Annotated in this window: 16 protein-coding genes and 1 pseudogene; 7 read left to right on the plus strand and 10 right to left on the minus strand. The window is 70.2% G+C overall.

The annotated features are described in order from the left end of the window. Positions 1–80 precede the first annotated feature (80 nt). Positions 81–374 carry a hypothetical protein gene (locus tag ABD954_RS00005; RefSeq protein WP_345483598.1) on the minus strand — a complete coding sequence of 98 codons (294 nt, stop codon included), beginning with the start codon at positions 372–374 and terminating at the stop codon, positions 81–83. A 314-nt stretch (positions 375–688) separates the two neighbouring features. On the opposite strand from ABD954_RS00005, the gene ABD954_RS00010 reads away from it, so the two are divergent. Next, a complete protein-coding gene (locus ABD954_RS00010) occupies positions 689–3220 on the plus strand; it encodes a DEAD/DEAH box helicase (RefSeq protein WP_345483599.1) in 2532 nt (843 codons plus the stop codon). A 524-nt stretch (positions 3221–3744) separates the two neighbouring features. After that, entirely contained in the window at positions 3745–4302 is a 558-nt protein-coding gene (gene tpg / locus ABD954_RS00015) for a telomere-protecting terminal protein Tpg (RefSeq protein ID WP_345483600.1), read from the plus strand. A gap of 31 nt (positions 4303–4333) precedes the next feature. On the opposite strand, the gene ABD954_RS00020 is transcribed toward tpg, so the two are convergent. From ABD954_RS00020 to ABD954_RS00035, 4 genes are all read right to left on the minus strand, one after another. Beyond that, the gene (locus tag ABD954_RS00020; RefSeq protein WP_345483601.1) at positions 4334–5413 is read right to left on the minus strand and encodes a hypothetical protein; all 1080 of its coding nucleotides are present in this window, start codon (positions 5411–5413) and stop codon (positions 4334–4336) included. Positions 5414–5457: 44 nt separating this feature from the next. Further along, positions 5458–5964, minus strand: coding sequence for an AAA family ATPase (locus ABD954_RS00025; protein ID WP_345483602.1), 507 nt, complete (start codon positions 5962–5964; stop codon positions 5458–5460). A 79-nt stretch (positions 5965–6043) separates the two neighbouring features. After that, positions 6044–7759, minus strand: a complete 1716-nt coding sequence (locus tag ABD954_RS00030) for a Mu transposase C-terminal domain-containing protein (protein WP_382746112.1) — start codon at positions 7757–7759, stop codon at positions 6044–6046. Between the two features lie 187 nt (positions 7760–7946). Next, the gene (locus ABD954_RS00035; RefSeq protein WP_345483604.1) at positions 7947–9236 is read right to left on the minus strand and encodes an AAA family ATPase; all 1290 of its coding nucleotides are present in this window, start codon (positions 9234–9236) and stop codon (positions 7947–7949) included. 264 nt (positions 9237–9500) lie between these two features. Between ABD954_RS00035 and ABD954_RS00040 the strand changes: the two are divergent. Further along, positions 9501–9852: pseudogene (locus ABD954_RS00040) on the plus strand (integrase core domain-containing protein); the annotation flags it as partial. Here ABD954_RS00040 and ABD954_RS00045 read toward each other — a convergent pair. Then, positions 9849–10820, minus strand: a complete 972-nt coding sequence (locus tag ABD954_RS00045) for a helix-turn-helix transcriptional regulator (RefSeq protein WP_345483605.1) — start codon at positions 10818–10820, stop codon at positions 9849–9851. The pseudogene ABD954_RS00040 and the gene ABD954_RS00045 overlap by 4 nt on opposite strands. Before the next feature lie 115 nt (positions 10821–10935). Here ABD954_RS00045 and ABD954_RS00050 point away from each other — a divergent pair, with 115 nt between their 5' ends. Continuing rightward, on the plus strand, positions 10936–11352 hold the full coding sequence (locus tag ABD954_RS00050; RefSeq protein WP_345483606.1) for a DUF3224 domain-containing protein: 417 nt from the start codon (positions 10936–10938) through the stop codon (positions 11350–11352). 405 nt (positions 11353–11757) lie between these two features. Here the strand turns inward: ABD954_RS00050 and ABD954_RS00055 are convergent, their stop codons facing one another. The 3 genes from ABD954_RS00055 to ABD954_RS00065 form a co-directional block, all read right to left on the minus strand. Continuing rightward, entirely contained in the window at positions 11758–12780 is a 1023-nt protein-coding gene (locus ABD954_RS00055) for an ADP-ribosylglycohydrolase family protein (protein ID WP_345491851.1), read from the minus strand. A gap of 452 nt (positions 12781–13232) precedes the next feature. Continuing rightward, positions 13233–13829: an ADP-ribosyltransferase gene (locus tag ABD954_RS00060; protein WP_345491852.1), complete on the minus strand. Its 597-nt coding sequence runs from the start codon at positions 13827–13829 to the stop codon at positions 13233–13235. A 208-nt stretch (positions 13830–14037) separates the two neighbouring features. Beyond that, positions 14038–14502, minus strand: coding sequence for a hypothetical protein (locus ABD954_RS00065; protein ID WP_345483607.1), 465 nt, complete (start codon positions 14500–14502; stop codon positions 14038–14040). A 1213-nt stretch (positions 14503–15715) separates the two neighbouring features. Here ABD954_RS00065 and ABD954_RS00070 point away from each other — a divergent pair. Both ABD954_RS00070 and ABD954_RS00075 read left to right on the plus strand, forming a co-directional pair. Continuing rightward, a complete protein-coding gene (locus tag ABD954_RS00070) occupies positions 15716–16516 on the plus strand; it encodes a hypothetical protein (RefSeq protein ID WP_345483608.1) in 801 nt (266 codons plus the stop codon). Between the two features lie 324 nt (positions 16517–16840). Next, positions 16841–16978, plus strand: a complete 138-nt coding sequence (locus ABD954_RS00075; protein ID WP_345483609.1) for a hypothetical protein — start codon at positions 16841–16843, stop codon at positions 16976–16978. Between the two features lie 322 nt (positions 16979–17300). Here the strand turns inward: ABD954_RS00075 and ABD954_RS00080 are convergent, their stop codons facing one another. Then, complete coding sequence (locus ABD954_RS00080) at positions 17301–18215, minus strand: endonuclease/exonuclease/phosphatase family protein (protein WP_345483610.1); 915 nt, start codon at positions 18213–18215, stop codon at positions 17301–17303. Between the two features lie 258 nt (positions 18216–18473). On the opposite strand from ABD954_RS00080, the gene ABD954_RS00085 reads away from it, so the two are divergent. Then, entirely contained in the window at positions 18474–19481 is a 1008-nt protein-coding gene (locus tag ABD954_RS00085) for a helix-turn-helix domain-containing protein (protein ID WP_345483611.1), read from the plus strand. Positions 19482–19586 lie beyond the last annotated feature (105 nt).

The raw sequence follows: 19586 nt of genomic DNA on the forward strand, positions 1-19586 counted from the left end.
GTCCTTCGGCTGCGCCTTCAGGGCCTTTGGGCCCGCTGGCGCGGGCCGGGCTGGCTACAGGGTGGGGGGTGCTGTGGGGTTCAGGCGTTTGCGTGGCGGGGGGTGACGGCCCGTCGGGGCCGGGCGTGATGGGCCGGCCGGTGCATCGGGGTGGCTTGGAGGCGGTACAGCCACAGGGAGGTGGTGGCGAGCAGGCTTGCGAAGACGGCCAGGAGGAGAAGGGAGACCCACATCTGCCGGCTTCCGGGGTGAGTCCATCCCGTCCAGGCCGCTGCAGCCGCCCACAACAGGACGCCGGCTGTGTAGAAGGAGCGGGTCCGGCGCAGCTGGCGTACGGCCCGCAGGGACATGGAGTGTTCGCTCTTCGGTGCCATGCCGGCCCGTGTACCCCCAAGCAGGCGATCCACCGGGGGGAAGGCTGGTGTGGTCTCTGGTCCGCTTGCCTGCCTGCCGTCCGGGCTTCCGCGTGATTTTTCGGTCCGGTGCTTCATTTTAGGGGCCTAGATATACTCTGGTATCAGACAGCACCACTACTAAGGTCAGGAATCGGCTTTTCGATCTAGCTCCCCCGCTACTGGACCGAGGCTTTGACCGGGTTCCGGTGAGGTTCACCGTAGCCGATCGCACGCCATCTACGTGCAGGTTTCCCGTTTCCAGCCCCATAGAGCCCAGGAGAAGGCAGACAGATATGTCGATCACGAGCCGAACCGATCAGCGTGAGGCGGCGCAGCAGGAAGCCATTGACGCGGTTGTCCGTGCCCTCGAATTGCCTGCAAGATCGCTTGCGCCCGGGAGGGGTCTGCGGACTCAGGTGATCATGGCGACCGGGTCCGGGAAGACCCGGGTCGCGGCCCGCAGCGCGGAGAAGCTCCGTGCGGGCCGTGTGCTGGTCCTCGTCCCCTCACTGGACCTGCTCACCCAGACCGAGGCCGCGTGGCGCGTGGCCGGCCGCACGGGCCCGATGATCGGGGTCTCGTCCCTGCGGGGCGAGGACGTGTCCTTCCCCAACACCACGGACGTGGACGAGCTGGTCGACTGGGTGCGGCCCTTCGACAAGGTCACCGCGTTCGCCACGTACGCCTCCCTCGGGCTGGGCACGCTGGAGCGCGCACACGCCGCCGGCCTTCCCAGGTGGGACCTGATCGTGGTCGATGAGGCGCACCGAACTTCGGGGCGGCTGGGCAAGCCGTGGGCGGTCGTCCACGACAACACCCGTATCCCGTCACTGCGCCGCCTCTACATGACCGCCACGCCCCGCCTGTGGCAGCTGGACGAGGACGCCGACCAGGGCGCGCCAGGTGAGCTCGTGGCGAGCATGGAGGACGACCCGGACGGGCCCTTCGGCAGCCGGGCGTTCACCCTGACCCTGTCGGAGGCGATCGACCGGGGAATCTGTGCCCCCTACCAGGTGGTGTGCGTGGACATCACCGACACCCAGCTCCAGGCCGCGCAGCTCCTGGGCGCCGAAGGCCGCTCGGACGAGGTCCGCGGAGCCCGGCTCGCAGCCCTCCAGACCGCGCTGCTCAAGGCGTCGGCCGAGGAAGGCTTCCGCAGGACGCTGGTCTTCCACCACGTCGTCAAGGAAGCCGAAGCGTTCGCGACCGGCCTGCCCGACGTCGCCACGCAGCTGCACGCCGCGGACCCCGAGCTGTACCCCAAGACGATCTGGGCGGACTGGCTGTGCGGCGACCACAAGCCGGGCCACCGGCGGCGGGTCCTCGATGAGTTCGCCTCCGGCATCGCCACGGACGGCACGGTGGTGGAAAAGGGCTTCCTGGGCTCGGTGAAGGTACTCGGGGAAGGCGTGGACACCCGGGAATGTGACTCGGTCTACTGGGCCGACGTCCGCGGCTCCATGCCCGACCTCGTCCAGGCCGTCGGCCGCGCGCTGCGGATGCACCCGGGCGAAGGCAAGGTCGCGTCCCTCGTGGTGCCGGTGCTCCTCGGGCCCGGCGAGACACCGGACAACATGCTGACCTCCAGGGCGTTCGGTGGGCTGGCCAAGCTCCTGGAGGCGCTCAGGGCGCACGACGCTCGAGTGGTGGAGCAGCTCGCCGAGCAGCAGGCCCAGAGCCGTGTCAGGGGCGTTCAGAGCCGCAGCGGGGGCCAAGAGAGCCGGGGTGAGGGGAACGGGTCCGGCGGGCCGTCGGCGCCCGCGCGGAAGCTGTTGAAGTTCTCGACGCCGCGCGACCCGGCGCAGCTGGCGGCGTTCATCAACCTGCGGGTCCTCAACCCCGAGCACGAGCACTGGCGGCGCGGGGTGGAGGCCGCCGTCATCTTAGCGCGCGAGCACGGCGACCTTCGCGTGCCGTTCACGTACCGCGTGCCGGAGGGCGAGGAGGCGGAGGGGATCGGGTGGCCGGCCTCGCTCGCCAACTTCCCGCTCGGGCAGTGGATCGCCGACGCTCGCCGGTTCTACGCCCGCGGGGACATGGACGAAGACCGCATCGCGCAGCTGGAGAAGCTCGGCATGGTGTGGAGCCACTACGACGTCGCATGGGAGGAGGGCCTGTCCGCCGCGCGCGGGTGGGCCGAGGTGAACGGGCACCTCCTGGCCCCGCTCGATGCCACGCACCAGGGCTACCGGGTGGGCACCTGGCTGAAGAACGCCCGCGCCGCCGCCCGGCGCGCCCAGGAACTCGAACAGCGCCAGGCCGAGGGTCTGCCGGTGGAGTCCTGGTCCGGCGCCCTGTCGCAGGAGCGGCGCGAGCAGCTGGAGGACATCGACCCCTCCTGGTGCCCGGCCTGGCCGGTGGAATGGCAACGCGCCTTCCACCTCGTCCGGCTCCACCTCGAGGAGGCCGGCGGCACACTGCCGACCGAGCCCGGCGAGGTCATGCACCAGGGCGAGGACCTCGGGCGATGGGTGCGGGCGCAGCGGCTCGGCTGGGACAACCTCACCACCGTGCAGCAATGGATGTGTGAGCACGTCCTCGGGATCACACCCGCCACCGAGGAGGAGAAGCCGAAACCGCGCCGGTCGCAGGCCGACAAGTGGGCCATGAACTACGCCGCCGCCCGCCAGTTCTACGAGCGCGAGGGGCACCTACAGGTGCCGCGCAAGCACATCGAACGGATCATCGTCGGCGAAGACCAGGAGCAGCGGGAGGAACGAGAGATCCGGCTCGGGGCATGGGTCGGGAACCAGCGCTCCCGGGCGGCGACGCTGTCCCCGGAACGCGTGAAGCTGCTGTCCACGATCGGGATGCGGTGGGCGTAGTCACAGCGGTCCCGGTCGTATGAGTGCCGGGCAGACCGGGTGGTCCGTGCTCAGAAGGGAGGTTCGTCGCTGTACGCCTGCTGACTGCTGATCTTCTTCTGTAGCGCTCCGGAGGCCCAAGGATCATCCTGTGGCTGCTGCGAAGCACCCCACCCCCCCTGAGGGCGCATTGCTCCCCCAGCCTCCCGCCGGGGTGCGCGGCAGTGAGGCCTCCGGAACCGGCGCTAGCGGACGGCGTCGTGGACGAGGCGCAGTCGGAGGGGCACGCCAGGTCTTCTCCCGGCGGAGCTCTCCCGCCTCGCCCTGGGCTCGGTACCAGAAGGACAGCACTGGGATGCCGGTTGCGTCTGTCGTGACCCGTTCCTTCGGCTTATCGGGATGCTCACCCAGGGGCTCGTAGCCTGCGTCAGCCAGCGCTGTCTGGAGTTTGCAGAAACTGGCAGGCAGGGGCAGACGACGTGGGAGAACTGACGCAACGGACTGCATGTGTCGGCCCCGCCGGCCAGCCGCTTCGAGAGGCGGGCATGGGACAGATCGAGCAGGGTTTGGAGCGCGCGTTGCGCACCCGGCCCGTTCCCTCAAGCACCGAGGCCCGCCTGCGTTTTCTGCTGGCGGCGCATCGGGGTTCCACCCGGCAGGTGGCCGCCGTGCTGGGGGTCTCGCAGCGCACCGTGCAGCGGTGGGTGACGATGAAACCAGGAGCGCGTCGTCCCCCGGGTCCGACGCAGGTGCGAGCGATCGAGGAAGCGGTCCTGGCTCGGTGGCAGCCGCGAGTACGGGCCCGTCGGCGTGCCCAGGCAGAGGCGGAGGGGTTCGTCTTCCATACCAGGGCGCGATTCGGGTTCGCGGCTCCTGCAGGGTCCTCGGACGACCCGCGGGTGCGGTGGATCACCCAGGACCTGCCGGGAGAGGTAGCCCGGGAGCTCTTCGCCGCACGGGATGCCGGCGCGGGCGAGCAGCAGCAGACGGTGATCCTCGCCCGCGCGCTGGGACACGCCTACTTTCGCGATTGGGGCCGCCGGGCCCACGGTCTGCACATCGCATTCAGCGACGTCGCGTTCGCCGAAATCTCGATCGGCTGAGCCCGGCCCGTCGCGTCACAGGTCAGGGTGTTCAGCGTCGTGAGGGCCTGACGCGACTGGTCGGAACTGCTTCGTACCTCTCGGCTTCCTTCCGCTCGCGCCAGTCCCACTCCACACGGCCGACCGGGCCTTTGCGGCGAGCCGCGGGCGGCTGGGGCGGGCGCAGCCTGGCCGTCTCCGCCACGCGGAGCAGGTGCCCACGGTCACCTGGCCCGACGAGCAGCTCCTGGTCCTCACCGGAGGTAAGCCGGGTGAAACAAGCCGAGGCCCGCAGGAAGACGCCCGCCCAGGGCGGTACGGGGTGGGCGGCGCAGCCGTCGGTGTAGCGGGCGCGGTCGTGCAGGGCGAGCGTGGCCGCGGCGGTGTCGTAGTCGCGGGGGCGGGCGGTGGCAAGTTGCTGGAGGGAGGCGCCGGTGAACAGTGCGGCGGCGACGGCCGCGGCCAGGCGCGGATGTGCGGTCGCCGCGTGCAGTCGGTGGGCGACTTGCTGGGCGGTGTGCGCGGTGAGAGGAGCGGGCGGTGGGCGGTGCCGCCAGGCGATCGGGGGCGGGGTGCACGGGTCGGTGCAGGGGCGGGGGCTGTCGTAGGAGATGAGGCGGTCCAGTGCGGGCAGGGTGAGCCACCGGCCGGTCGGCCCGGCGGGCTCGTCTGCGAGTGGGGGTTCGGTGACCGGTGTGCCGTAGTAGTGGCGGCGGGCTGCGTCGAAGTCGGTGGTGAGGGAGTAGTCGGCCGTCTGCAGGGCCTGGTGCAGGGCGGCGGGAAGATGGGGGCGATGGCAGACCAGAGTCAGGTGGATCCCGGTGAGGGCATGCAGCTCCAGGAGGCGCATCGTGCGGCGGGCGGTGAGGCGGTGGGCGCGCAGGACGGTCAGCCGGGTAACGGGCAGGGCGGTCATCCAGGCGTTGGCGGCTTCCCAGGCGGGCTGGCGCCCGGCGGGAAAGCGGCCCGGGAGCAGGGGCGGTTTGCCCAGGGCGGCGAGAAGGTCGTGGGCAAGGCCGGTCTCGCTGGTGGTGCCGGGGCCGGGGTGCAGGGTGATCCGGCCGGACGACGGGTGGTGGGCGGCCAGAGCGGTGTGCGTGTGCAGCGTGTCGTCGTGACGGTCGAGAACCACGGTGACGGAAGGCAGCGGCGGGGCGGGAGGCATTGACGGTGTGGTCAGGCGAGGCGGCTGAAGGCCCAGCGCAGCAGCTCTTGGTCGACGCGGGGGCGGCCGGTGCGTGCCAGGGCGGTGCGGGTGTGGGCGGTCAGCTGGGCCCAGGCGCGGAAGTTGCCATGTGCGGCGTGGCTGTCGGCGAACGTGATGTCCTCGGGGTCGGCGTCGGCCCAGACCGGGTGGAACAGCGGGATCACCTCGAGGACCTCGTCGGGGGTGAGGCGGGTGAACTGCTGCCAGATGAAGACACGGGAAGACAGCATCGGTTCGCGGCGCAGCACGGTGTGGCAGCCCGCGCCGCCGACGAAAATGATGGCGAGCTGGGTTGAGGGTTCGTCCCAGAGGTAGCGGAAGTATTCGAACGCCTCCCCGTTGAGCCACTGGGCCTCGTCGACGAGGAAGGTACGGGGGCGTTCGGCCAGGGCGGTCTTCAGCAGGCGGTCGAACTCGCTGGGGTGGCGCGGTGGCTCGCCGGCCAGGTCGAGCGCGGTGAACAACTCGTAGCGCACCGCACGGGCGGTGGGCCGGGCCCGGCAGTGGTGACCACGGAGGCGTCGGGCAGGTCGACGTACTGGTAGGTGGCCGCGCTCACGAGGCGTCTCCGTCTTCGTCGGTGGTGGGAGGTGCGGCCCGCCCGCCCGGGCCGTCCGGGGCGGAAGCACCGTCATGTCCATACGGGTACCGGACGGGCGGGCCTGGTGTGGTCAGTGCGGCCAGGGAGGCAGGGGTACGCCAGTCGGCCGGCGGCGCGGCAGGCGGAATGAGGTCCGGCAGCGCCAGTTTCGAGGCGTCGGTGTGCTCGGCGGCGGCCAGTTCGTCCCCGGCTTGAGCGCAGGTGAGGGCTCCCAGTCGCTGGGCCGGCCCGGCCGTGGTGGCCGGGGCGAAGCGCTGCCGGCGCAGCGTCTCGGCGGCTTTCACCTCGGCGCGCAGACGTCGGGCACGCTCAGCACGGGCTGTGCGCAGGGCTTTGAGTTGTTCGGGGGTAGCCGCGTCCGCGAGATGCGCGGGCCCGAGATACTTGCCGTTCGCGGCGCAGATGTCGATCTCGTGATCGTGGTGCGGCATGTAGCGCACGGTGACGGTACGGCCGGCCTGGCCGGTCATCCACGGGGCGATGTAGGTGCGCCCGCGCCACCGCTCCCCGTGGCTGGTCAGCTTCCGCGCCCGGCCGTCGTCCTCGAGGGTGAAGGTCCACAGGTCGGCGGCGGGGATGTCGGTGACAGGGGTCGGGTCGGCCTGCCATGCCTCGAGCGGCGTACGGCCGGAGAGCGCCTGGGGGCGGTGCTCGGTGTTCCACCAGTGGGTCCATGCCAGCACCTCCGCGGTGAAGTCCTGAAACGACATGGCACCGGACGTCTCCGGCTTGCGGACCGCGCCTTTGCTTCGCCGTCCTGAGCGGTGCTTCGTGGGTGTGAGGGTGTACCCGGGCAGGGCGGCGAACAGCATCCGGTCGACGGCCCGGTTGAGGTTTTCCACTGTGCCTTTGAGATGGGGGCTGTAGGCCGGCAGATCCTTCACCGTCACGCCCATCGTGCCGAACGCCGTGATGACGGCGGTGGACAGGAAGTCCTTGCCTCGGTCCACCCCCACCTGCTCCGGCGTCCCTCCCGCAGGACCGTAGGGCTCCTCGCGCAGCACAGCGGCACGCAGCGCCGCCAGCACGGAGGCACGGGAAGGGACGCCAGGAGTGACCGCGGTGCCGGTGATGACTTTGGTGGCGGTGTCGATGAACCAGGTCACCCACGGGCGCACCAGGTCACCATCGGCATCAACCAGCAGCGGTGCCTGGACGTGATCGGCCTCCCAGATGTGATTGCGCCAGGACGCCGCCCGCTTGCCGAAGACATCGTGGGCGCGTGCCGCGTCCGGTCCCGCGGCGAGACCGGCCCGCTCCCCCGCGGTGAGGTCACGGCGCACCGCGCGCAGGAACGTCGACAGCGACGGCACCGGGTCCAGCAACGGCACTGCGACCGGCGGGGCGCCCGCGGGAGAAGCCGCTGATGCAGCCGTGGTCGTCGGCTGACCGCCGTGGCCGTGTGGGCCGGTCTCGGCCCGGGCCACCAACTGGCGGTGGACCGCGGAAGCGTTGCCGTGCCAGTACGCCAGCAGCACCCGGATCTCCCTGGTGATCTTGAACCGGTCACCGCTGCGTTCCCCGGGGCGCAGCGCTGCCTGCGGCGAACGTGAGGCCTCAGCCAGCCATCGCCACACCGTCCGCTCCGACACGCCCAGGCACTCCCCGGCCAGGCGCACATGCCCCCGCGACAGGCGCCGCTCGGCGCGCAGCGCCAGCAGACGACGCACCGCCGGCGTCCGCAACGCCGTCAGGGCCTCCTTACCCAGAACACCCGCCGGATCGTCCGGCGGCGGCAGCGACTGTCCGTCCACGCCATGTCCCCTTCGTTCTCGTCCGCTTCCATGAGCACGCCCTCGTTCACCTCGTTGGAGCAGGTGAGGCCCCGTACATGAGCCTTTCGCGCAACGCGGACCGTCACGGGTAGGGGCCAAGACGCGCGCAGGCCTGCTCGATCAGCTCCCGGTCCACACGCCTTGCCGGATCGCGCTCGAGGGCCGCGTAGAGATGTGACGTGATCTTCGCCCACGTGCGGAGATTGCCGCGCGCCATCTGCTCGTCCACCCGCGCGAGGTCGTCCGGGTCCGCCTGCGCCCACACGGGATGGAACAGAGTCAGTGTCTGCGGCACTTGTGACGCCTCGAGCCGGCCGACCTGGTGCCAGGTCAGCACGCGCGAGCGCAGCGCCGAAGCGCGGGCCAGGGCGCGCTCGCTTCCCGCACCGCACAGCACCAGCGCCGCCGCACAGCCCGGCGCGTCCCACAGCTGCCGCAGATAGTCCAGCAGCGGCGGCGTCAGCCGCTGAGCGTCATCGACAAACAGCACACCCGGCTCGGCCAGTGCCCGCACCAGAGCCTGGCTGGCCGACCCGGCCCGGTGCGCAAGCGCCCCCGACTGCATCCCGAACGCTTCACACAGCGAGGCCCGAAGCTGCGGCAGACCGGGCGCCACACCGGCCACCATCCGCCACACCGGCACCCGGCCGGGCAGAAGACGCAACGCCTGCTCGACGGCGACCGTCTTCCCCAGGCCCGTGTCCCCGTACACACAGCACATCCCGCGCGCCGCGACCGTATGCCCCACCGCCTCCACAACAGCGGCCACCTGCCGAGTCGACACCAGCCGGGCCCCCGGCACGTACAAGCGCACGCCACCGCCCCGCGCGCCCGCATCCGGAGCCCCGCCCTCGGGAACAGGCCCGTCGGCGGGCGGCCCGTCGACAATCAGCGGACCACCCTGCCCGTCCATGAGCCCCAGATCCGCCAGCGCCCGGTCATACCGGCTGGGCTCCAGCCCGGCCCGGGCCCCTGCCGGACGCGCCACTTCAAGAACCCGGCCCGCCCTCAGATCCCGCTTGATCACCCGGTGCAGTGTCGGCAGCGAGGGCACACACTGCGCACCCCACCCCTCCAGCGTCCCCTCTTCCTGGGCCTGGATCATCCTGCGGCGCAACTCCGCGACGTTCCCGCCGACCTGCGCGAGGGTCTCCCACAAAGCGTCACTCAGCGAAAACCCGTCCTGTCGCGGCCGTGCCTCGACGAAGCCCCGGCGCCCATCGGCCAGCCACCGCCACACCGTCCGCTCCGACACACCCGCCAGCTCCGCCGCGATCCGCACATGCAGCGCAGTCAGCGTTCCCTGCCCGTCCACCGCGAGAAGCCGGCGTACCACCACACCCCGCGCCAACGACACACGCCCGGCCGGCACAGCCCCAGCCGATCCTGCCCCGCCCTCGGCCACACCCGCCGCCCCGTGAACCGTCATACAGCCCAGCCCACCCGACCCCGCCCGCCCCTCACACAGGAACAGCGAAACTCATGACAGCCGCAACCAGACCTGCTAGCCACCCAGCATCAGCCGCTTGGTCATCACATGACAGCAAGCACAACCCGTCCCGCGCCCTCTACCAGGACATCCGCATCACGATCCCGCTGACGCCCACCCACTGCCACCCCACCACCCACTCACACCTGGCGCCGGGCCAACGCGTTCTTCGCCGCCCACGGCATGACCGTCGAACGCGTCCTGACCGACAACGGCGCCTGCTACAAGTCGAAGCTCTTCACCCAGAACCTCGCCTCAGCCGGTATCGTCCATAAAAAGATCCGGCCCTACCGGCCGCAGACCAACGGCAAAGCGGAACGCTTCAACCGCACCCTCCTGGACGAGTGGGCCTACCTGCGGCCCTACACCTCGAACACCGAGCGGGCCGAAGCCCTGGCAGACTTCCTCCACACCTACAACCACCACCGCTGCCACACCGCACTCGACGGACACCCCCCCCATCAGCCGCGTCAACAACGCTCCGGGTCAATGCACCTAGGTGTGCACCCCGTACTGCTGCGCCAGGGCCGTGACCGTCTCCGCGAGGGCGGCGCGCAGTTCGGGTGGTCCGAGCACCTCGGCGTCCGCGCCCATGCGCAGGAGGTCGCCGACCGCGACGGCGGCGGATTCGACCGGGAGGGCGATCCGTACCCATCCTTCCGCGTCGGCCGGGCCGGCCTGTGCGAGCGCCCGTTCCCCCGCGGCGCCGAACCTCATCGGGAGCAGCCGCCGCCCGCGGGGCGAGAGCCGCAGGTCGGCGGTCTGCTGGTGGAGGGCGGCGTCGAGACGGTCGGTGGACACGCGCCAGTAGGCTGCGAGTTCGAAGTCTGCGGGCCGCTCGAAGTCGTCTGCGGTGGTGTCCACGGCCAGGAACCGCGAGACGCGGTAGGTACGCACCGCCCCCTCAGTCTGGGCCACGAGGTACCAGATGCCGCCTTTGAGGACGAGGCCGAGCGGATGCAGTTCGCGGTGCACCTCGCCGCGCCACCGGCGGTAGTGGGTGCGCAGGATCCGCTGGTCCCAGACGGCCTGGGCGATCTGAGCGAGGTGCGGCACGGGGTCGGCGTCCCGGAACCAGGCGGGGGCGTCGAGGTGGAAGCGGTCCTGAATCTGCCTGGCCCGGCCGGCGAGCGCGGCGGGCAGCGCGGCCTGGAGCTTCAGCTGGGCGGCGGCCAGGTCGGCACCGAGGCCGAGCTCCCGGGCCGGGCCCGGGGCGCCGGCGAGGAAGAGGGAGGCGGCCTGGGTATCAGTGAGGCCCGTGAGGCGGGTGCGGTAGCCGTCCGCCAACCGGTATCCGCCGTCCGGGCCGCGGTCGGCGAGGACGGGGACTCCGCAGGCGCCGAGGGCTTCGATGTCCCGGTAGATGGTGCGGACGGACACCTCCAGCGCGTCGGCGAGTTCGGGCGCGGTCATCCGGCCGCGGTTCTGGAGCAGCAGGAGCAGGGAGAGAAGCCGGTCGGCGCGCATGGCGGCCATTGTCGCGGTACGGGATGCCGTACCTGACAGGAGGTGTCAGGTACGGCTGCCAGGCTGAGGGCATGCCGGGCGGAGGAGACCGACCGGCCAGCCGAGAGGATGACGCATGCCCACGCCGACCACCGGTGAGACGACCGGCCGTTTCACCTTCGCCGACTGGCAGGAGCAGCCCGTCGGCTCCCCGGCTTCCACCCCGAGCCTCGCCCACGCCACGGTCACCAACGCCTTCTCCGGCGGGATCGAGGCGGCCGCGACCTCCTGCTCGTACACGATCGCCTACACCGGGGAGAACGTCGGCACCTACTCGGGCATGGAACTGCTCTCGGGCGGCGTCGAGGGCCGCAAGGGCACCTTCGTCCTGGAGGAGCGCGGCGGCTTCGACGCCACCGGCACCACCTGCCGTTTCGAGGTGGTCCCCGGCTCGGGAACCGGGGAGCTGGCCGGCCTGACGGGCTCCGGCGGGTTCACCTACCGCCACGGGGACACCTCCGTCGCGTACACCTTCACGTACGCGATCGTCTGAGCTCCCGGCCCGGGTGGCGCACCTGCGCCACCCGGGCCGGGACGCCCCTCTCGGCATCGCCTTCAGGGACGGCCCGCCGGTGGCCCTGATGTACTGGTCGGACCACAGTGCCGCTCCGTCCGGCCGAAGCGGCGCTCGTGCCCTCTGCCGGGTGGAACGGGGAGCCGCCGTCCTTGGGCACGACGAGCGAGGCCGCGAGCATAGGCGATCGCGGGTACCCGGGCTGAGGGAGGGCGTGGCAGGACAGCAGCCAGGCGGTGTCGGTCTCGTGCACGGGGTGGGGCACGGCGAGCTCGACGAGCCCGCCGTAGACCGCGCGGAGCCAGGCGGTCGCCTGCCGGGTGGGGTGCGGCGCCCCGGCCGGGGCCGGGGACGCCTCTGTGGCGATACGTTCCACCTCGGTCCTCAGTCCCAGCCTTGGCTCAGGGCGCGGATGCGGTCGTCGTACTCCAGCACCTCGATCCACTCGGGTAGCCAGTAGTAGGTTCCGTGCTTGGCCCCGGCGAACGCGCCGGCGAGGGCGGCGATGGAGTCGGAGTCCCCTGACGAGTGTGCTCCTCGCATGATCGACCCGCGCGCGTCGCCCTTGACGAGGAGGAAGCAGTACAGGGCCGTCGCCAGGGCTTCCTCGGCGACCCAGCCGGCCCCGACGGCCTCGCTGGGGTCCCGGTCCATGACCGGCTCGCGCAGGGCCTCGGCCACCTTGTCGAGGGCGCGCAGGCATTCGTCCCATCCGAACGCGATGTACGACGCGGGATCGGGAGCCCCTGCCTTGCGCCACAGGTCTCCGAGCCAGTCGGAGTGATAGGTGTGCCGCGACTCCTGGGCGTACGAGCGAAGTTGGGGAAGGAGATCGTCCATGGCGCAGCCGTGGAGGATGAGCCAGATGGTGTGGGCCGTCAGGTCGCTGGCGGCGAGCGCGGTGGGGTGGCCGTGCGTCATGGCCGCCTGGAACTGTGCGATGCCCGAGCGCTGCTCGGCCGTCAGGCCCGGTACGAGGGCGACGGGGGCGACGCGCATGTTGGCGCCGCAGCCCTTGGAGCTGATGACCGTGGCGTCCTGCCAGGGGAGGCCGCGCTCCAGTGCGGCGCAGGCGTTCAGGCAGGTCTGCCCGGGAGCCCGGTTGTTGTCCGGAGAGCGCAGCCAGGCCACGAGGTGCTTGCGCAGGGCCGCCTCGACCTGGGCAGGGGTGACGGGCTGCAGCGCTCCCCAAGCCCCTCCCGTCTCGCGGGGGCTTGTAGTGATCTCCGCCAGGGCTTCCCCGACGGCCAGAGTCATCTGGGTGTCGTCGGTCACCCGCACGACATCGCCCTCGGAGAGCGGCATCTCCATCTTGTGCCAGGGGCCGAACGTGGCCGTGATCTGTTCCATCGTGAGGAACTCGGTGGGGTAGCCCATGGCATCGCCGAGTGCGAGGCCGAGCAGCACCCCCGTGGCCGCGTGCCACGGGCGCTCCTTGGGCGGGTGCCCGGCAAGGTCTCTGACGGCGGCGGAGCTCGGTGCCTCCGCGAGGGAGCCCGGCACGATGTGGCTGTGGGTGAGCGGGTTCCGGGTCAGTTCGGCCAGCGCTTCGGACGGAGCGAGGCCACGCGCCTTGGCGTCACGCAGCCGCTCGATCCACCCGCCACCGTGGTTGGGGTGGACCCTTCGCGGCTCGAAGCTCGCGGCCGCGTCCTTGTCGTTGATCCACACGTAGCCGATCACCGTCCCGCTGGTATCAGCCACGGCGACGTACTGCACGGGTTCGCGGGTGTGAGAGGCGTATTCCGGAGGGCCCGCCTTCTGAATCACGGGACCGTAGTCCAAAGTGTGCGGAGGGGTCGTCCGCTTGATGAAGCGGAACTGTCCCCTTTGTTCGACGATCATTCGCTGTACCTTCCTCAACCCCGGGGCAGAACTTCCCCGTAGATGTGCCACTGGCCGTTCTCGTCCTCAAAGGCCCGTGTCACCTTGTAGCTCGTCCCACGTCCGAGCAGGAGCTCCCGCTCGCCCATGCCGAAATGGCTGACCTTCTCCATCCAGATGGCGTCGGTTCCCTCGGGGACGCGGAGGTGAAGAATGCCGGGCTTGTCCTTGAAGGCCGATACCGGATGATCGCCGAGCGAGGTGGACATGTAGGCGGGATCGGTCTGGGTTTTCCCGACCAGATCCCCGGGGTTGTCGACACCGAAGTGGCTCACCCCCTGCCCACGGACGACCATGACGTCTTCCGGCAGCGGGCGACCGGCGAGAGCCCTGTCGACCTCGTCGATGTTACGGAGGACGTCGGGGGTTCCCAGGTCGCCGTTTCCTCGGAGGTATCCATTCATCTCCTTGTACGTGGCATGCGCAGGGTCCGCGTCTCCCCAATGGTCGTCCGAGTAGTCGAAAAGTGACTTCTTGGTCGCATCGGGAAGGTTACTCGCGCCCCGCCGGACCGGGGAGCGGCATGGGGCTGCCCGGTCTCGGAGGTCCTCGCCGTGAAGGGCAGCGCTGATGCCGCAGGTGAGTAGCCCGCGCCGTGCTGTGGCCGGAGCGGAATCGTGTCCGCTTCACCGGTCGGGGAGTCGACCCGGGTACGGAGAACATCATCACCGCGGTTCGCGCTTCCCCGCCGGTGTCGTCACAGTTGGACGCAGGCTCTCTGGCCGGTCTCCCGGAAGTCGACGCACGTCTTGGTGCCCGCCGGGTGGCAGGGGTGCCTGGTCAGCCGCAGGTGACGTACAAGTCGACGGTGCGCGGCGATGCGTTGCCGATCGCCTGGACCCACCAGCCGTCGGTCTTGCCGGTCTCGGCGGCCAGGGCGGGCCGGCTCGCGACCAGGCTGTCTTCGGTGTGAGCACCGGCACCCCCGCCTCCGGCGCCCGCACCGCCAGGTCCGCCCGCTGGACGTAGCCGTCCGCGAGCCGGTGCCTGCCCGATCTCCGTCTGGAAGCCGAGCCGGTGCCCGATCCCGGCACGGTGCAGTTCGGTGGCCGTCGACGTGACCGCCGCGGTGTGGTCGTCGTAGCTGGTACCGAGCAGTTGCCCGGTGTCCGGGTCGTACTTCTCCTCGCGCAACGCCGAGATGCTTATGCCCTTCGGCTCCAGCAACTTCTTCGCCTCGCCGTGGCCTCGCCGGGTCAGCACCCACACCTGCCGCTGGTCCTCCCGGACAAGCTCGACCCTCACCAGACGGCGGTCCTGAAGATCCAGCAGGGTGTCCCGTACGAGCTTGTCGTGCTGGTTGTCCGGACGGGTCAGCTTCCACCACTGATCGGGCGTCGCCCTCTGGAAGATCCCCAGCGCTTGCAGCAGTTCCCTCCGCCGGGGCCCTGTCGAGTTCTTCCTGTGAGTAGGACGCCTTGGGACATGAGGGTTGTCGGACCTGCGGCGACCCCCTGTCCACCAGGGCTGACCTGCGGAAACTCCCGGCCCTTAACGACGGGGCACGGAGGGGGTGATGGAGGCGTCCACGGAGGGGGATTGTTCGGCCGGGTCAATGGGCTGCTCAGGATCGCCGGCGGTCGCCAAGGGATGCTCCTGGAGGTGGGGCGGGCCGATCCGCCGTCCACCTTCTACAGGTGCGCAATCGGGCTCCGTGTGACGCCGACCTCGAAGAACCTCTCCGCCGTGACCGCATCGTGATCAACCCTGTCCTGTGCCAGTGCACTTGAGCCGTCTGCCAACGAAGTTGGACGGGTTCACGGGGTACGCGTGCATCCGGTACTCGGCCGACTGCCACAGACAGTCGCTACGGATGGACAGGAAAGACATGTCGCACATGCAGTTCTTGGCCAAAGGAGCAGGACAGGGCTCCCCGCCCTTCTGGATCATCGCCATTGCTGTGATCGTCATTGTCGGAGTGGCGTTCCTGGTGACGAGGGCGCGCAGAAGATAGGCCAGAGGATCCAGCCCGACCATCTTGAACGACAATTGATCCAACTTCGATGTCAGAGGACAAACCCGGAGAGGGAGAGTTCTCCCTCTCCGGCGCCCGGCCTCTGTTCACAGGGCCGCCACCCGGGCATCGGTTCCGAGGCCGCCGCGATCAGTCGGACGGCCCGCACGTGAGGAGCTGTCATGCCCGACCACACCGTCACCACGCCGCTCGCCCCGATGGAGCCGGAAGACGTCGCCGACGCCTTCGCTACGTCCGGGCGATCCATGCCGCCGACATAGACCCCGCCTGCCAGGTCGCCGACGACACAGGCCCGGAGCTGCACCGGCTGCTCCTGGACGTCGCCGCGCGCGTCTTCATCCCCGTCACCGCCCCCCTTGACCGCGATCTGATAGCGAGCCGAAACCGGCGATGTCAAGGAGGAACGTCGCGGTAGCAGGGCGGTACGTCTCGTTATCTCGGCCCCTCACAGGAGGGCGGATTCGCACCTGCGACCATGAGCGGATGCCCGAGGAACCGAACCCGATGTCCAACCTGTGGCCGCTCGTGCCGCCTGGGGCCACCGACTGGCTGCTGGAGCTGTGTGGCGACGGCCTGAGCGGGTTCATGCCTCCGGCGATGCCTGACGCGGCGTGGGTGCTCAACGCCATGTACAAGCACGAGCAGGGACCAACCGAAGTGTCGTACGACGAGTACCACCAGGCACGTCTTGCCGACGGAAGCACCCAGCCCCACATTGTGGGGGGCCTCGATCTCGACGCCGTGAACGTCGCCACGGGGGGAGGTCTGGGCCGTGCCCGGCACCCCGGCTCTGGCTGGCGGCGGCTGCGCTGGACCGAGCTCGCCCAGCGGACCGGCGACCCGATAGTGCCCAACGGACTGATGCCCTCCTACCGCTGCTTCCCCTCAGCCAAGAAGGAGGGCAGCTGGCCACTGGGCATGGTCCCACCGACCGAAGGAAGCCTGGACCGGGAGACCTGGAACCGGCTGATCGCCACCCTCACCCAGTACAGCCCCGCAGGCCCGGACACCCGCTGCCTTGCCTACTACAACCCGCTGACGCTCGGAGCCACCGACTTCGACAACCTCCACGTGCGCGCGGGTCAGCTCGGTGACGCCGACCTCCTGTACGACCAGTCCGAAGCAGACTTCAGCCCGTCCAATCTTTGGGCCGATGACCGCTCCTGGGTCCTGTGCACCGACTACGACCTGTGGGCCACCAAGGTCGCCGGTTCACCAGCCCTCATCGACGCGTTGTTGAACGACTCCGAAATCGAGGCGGTTCGCCTGCCCTGGGCACACTGATGACGAGCAGCCCTGACCCTTTCCCGGCCCTGGAGCGCGGGCACATCCCAGTTCCTGCCCGCTGGGGCCGGACGGACTCGCCGATCTGCTGAGGCGTCTTCTGAAGGCGATTCGGTCCAGGTGGCGGATCCTGCCGCCGGGGAAGATCGCGGTGATCGTCCTGGCCGTACTGCGCCATGATCAGCGCCTGGCCGACATGGCCGGCGGCAACGATGTGTCCTCGTCACCGTCCGCCGCTGGCACGACGAGCTGGTCGGACTACTCGCCTCCCAGGCGCCGCGGCTGGAGCGTGCCCCGCGGAAGGTCGCCAAGCAGAGCGGGGAGGTGGTCCTGATCGACGGCACCCTCATCGGCACCAGGTGTCGCACCGGCAAGGCCGACCGACGGAACTGCTCCGGCAAGCACCGCAGCCATGGCCTGCACTCCCGCGCCCTGACCGACGAGAACGGTCGCCTGATCTGAATATCTGCCACCTGGCCCGGCCGTACCCACGACAACACCGCCGCCCGCCACGACCTCATCCTGGCCATCTGCGCGCCGCCGGCCTCGGGGCACTGGCCGACCTCGGCTTCCGCGGCCTGGGCAACGACATCCTCGGCCGCCGTCGTCCGTTGGGCCGTCAGGCCGTCAGGCCGTCAGACGCTCAGGCCCTCAGGAGACCGCCGCCACCCAACCGGGCCGACGTCCCGAAGCTCGGGTACGTGTCCGGCCTCCACCCCCGCCGCCCCCAGGCGCGCACGCTGGTCCCCGCTGTGGAGCGAGGCCGGCAGGTCGAGATCGCGGGTCAGGCCGTGGCCGTCGGGGTCACCTCCACGCTGTAGATCAGGAACCGGTGGTCGGAGAGGTTCGTCTCGCCTTCCGGGGCCTTGGGTTCGACGACGCACCAGCGGCCCTTGAGGTTGCTGAAGAGGTAGTCGAGCTTGACGCCGGCTTCGTGGGTCGGGGCGCCCGTCCGTCGGTTCGGGTAGTTCTGCTGGTCGCACTCGGCGTAACCCGCTTCGCCCGGAAGCCCGTACAGCTCGGCCGGCTTCCACACCTTGGCGTGCTCGGCCCCGGCCTCCGGCGTACGGGTGTTGAAGTCGCCGCCGAAGACGACCTGGGGGAAGTCCTCGACGATGTCCTTGACCGCCAGCTGGTAGTCGTCGCGGTAATCCAGCTGAGGGAAGTCCTGGTCCGACTCACTGCGCGGGGAGTGGACGTTGCACAGTCGGACCTCGAAGTAGGTGGCCGTCGCGCACTGGAACGGCGGGACCAGCGCCGTCTGAGGCTGCAGCATCGGGTACTGCACCGGATCCGTGAGGCCCGCCTTCACCACGATCGCGGTGCCGACGTTGTCGGCGGCGTCCTTCGGCTGGTTGGTCCCCGGCAGGGTCTCGCAGGGGCTGACCGTCAGTGCGCCCTTCTGCGACCAGTGGTACGGGGTGAAGTTCACGCTCCACGCGGCACCGAGCTGCGATTTGAGCTCGGTCAGCGTGCTCTGGCAGACCTCCTGCAGGAGCATGGCCTGGACATACTTGTCCTGCACCTTCTGCTTCAGCAGCGCGACCTTCTCCGTGACTTTCCGCTCCCCGCAGCCCCAGCGCGGTACGTCGCACATGTTCCAGTCCAGCACCTGCAGGTTCGTCCCCGCCGGCGGCGCTACCGCGGCGCTCCCTCCCGGCACGGCGCCGACGATCACCAGAGCGGCGGCAGCCGCCATCCCCCATATCTTGCGCACTTCTCTCCCCTGACGTTGCCAACTGCACTTCGACGTCGATCATCTTCCGTGCCGTCGGGCCGTCTTCTCGGGGACCGGAGGCGCCACCAGGGGGACACGGGGTGCCAACCGGCTCGCCCCCGGGGGCCCGCGCCACAGGACCTCGCGCCGTCTTGGGGACAGAGTGCGCCAACAGCCGTAGCCGATCTTGTGCTTTGAGGTGATCTATGATCTCCGTACGTGGCTAGACATCACGGGACCATGTCCTCCGCCCTTGCCCGGCTGAGCGTCGGTACGGCAAGACTGGCCGGCGTCCCGGACGTCGACTACGCACACCTCCTGGGCCTGGCGCCGGAGTACCTCGGCGACGACCGGTGCCGCATACCCTCCGCCACCACGGTTCGCATCGCCGAGCTGGCGACCGGCCGCCTGGACTGGCCCGATCTCGCCGCGCTGCTGACGGGGTCTTCGCATGTCGGTGCGCTCGGCGTCTGGGACTACCTGATCACGGCCGCCCCCACTCCCCTGCAGGGCATCCGGGACGCGGCAGACCTCTTCGCCACCGTTGCCGACGCGGGCAGCGACCACCTGCAGGTCAGCGTGGACGGTGGGCAGGTCACCATCAGCCACAGCAACCGTGCCGACATGGCCCACGAGGCGGCGTGCGCCGTACGTGCCTACGGACTCGGCCTGTACCGAAGACGGCTCGGCGAAGCCGCCCGCCGTGGACTCACTCCGGTCAAGGTGTCTCTGGCCGCCGCAGCGCCGAAACGGCACGACACCCTGGTCCGCCTGTACGGAACCCGCGCAATCGACTTCGAAGCGCCGACCAGCTCGATCACCTTTCTCACCACTGATCTGACCGTCCGGTCGCCGCACGCCCAGCCGGGTCTCTCCCCCGTCCTGCGGCAGCACGCCGAGAACACCCTCAGCAGCGCAAGACCACTCCACATCTGGCTGGATCTGTTCCACGCCGCGCTCGAATCCGCCCGTGGCGAAGAAGACTTCACGCTGGAGGCGGTGGCGCGGCGCATGAGCGTCAGCGCCCGCACGCTGCAGCGCCGCCTTGTTGAGCACGGCACCACGTGGAGCAGCGAGGTCGACAAGGTACGCCGCGATCGTGTGACGCGGCTCCTGCGGGACACGGAGCTCAGCGTCGAAGCCATCGCCGGCCGCACCGGGTACGCCGACGCCCGCGCGCTGCGGCGAGCCGTTCAGCGCTGGCACGGCACCACGCCGGCCTCTTTGCGGCACACCGTCTTCCGGTGATGCCGAAGGCCCACGGGCGCATCCCGTCGCAAGCCGCTTCATCCTGCCGACGACTCGTGTTGATCATGTGAACTACGCGCGCGTCAACGCTCCCTGCGGCATTGA

This window comes from Streptomyces roseoviridis, assembly GCF_039535235.1.
GTDB lineage: Bacteria > Actinomycetota > Actinomycetes > Streptomycetales > Streptomycetaceae > Streptomyces > Streptomyces roseoviridis.

Bases quoted from the DNA above. Each gene is read 5' to 3' on its own strand.
- ABD954_RS00005 (WP_345483598.1), bottom strand. From the start codon at position 374: ATGGCACCGAAGAGCGAACACTCCATGTCCCTGCGGGCCGTACGCCAG.
- ABD954_RS00010 (WP_345483599.1), top strand. From the start codon at position 689: ATGTCGATCACGAGCCGAACCGATCAGCGTGAGGCGGCGCAGCAGGAA.
- tpg (WP_345483600.1), top strand. From the start codon at position 3,745: ATGGGACAGATCGAGCAGGGTTTGGAGCGCGCGTTGCGCACCCGGCCC.
- ABD954_RS00045 (WP_345483605.1), bottom strand. From the start codon at position 10,820: ATGCGCGCCGACCGGCTTCTCTCCCTGCTCCTGCTGCTCCAGAACCGC.
- ABD954_RS00050 (WP_345483606.1), top strand. From the start codon at position 10,936: ATGCCCACGCCGACCACCGGTGAGACGACCGGCCGTTTCACCTTCGCC.
- ABD954_RS00070 (WP_345483608.1), top strand. From the start codon at position 15,716: ATGCCCGAGGAACCGAACCCGATGTCCAACCTGTGGCCGCTCGTGCCG.
- ABD954_RS00080 (WP_345483610.1), bottom strand. From the start codon at position 18,215: ATGGCGGCTGCCGCCGCTCTGGTGATCGTCGGCGCCGTGCCGGGAGGG.
- ABD954_RS00085 (WP_345483611.1), top strand. From the start codon at position 18,474: ATGTCCTCCGCCCTTGCCCGGCTGAGCGTCGGTACGGCAAGACTGGCC.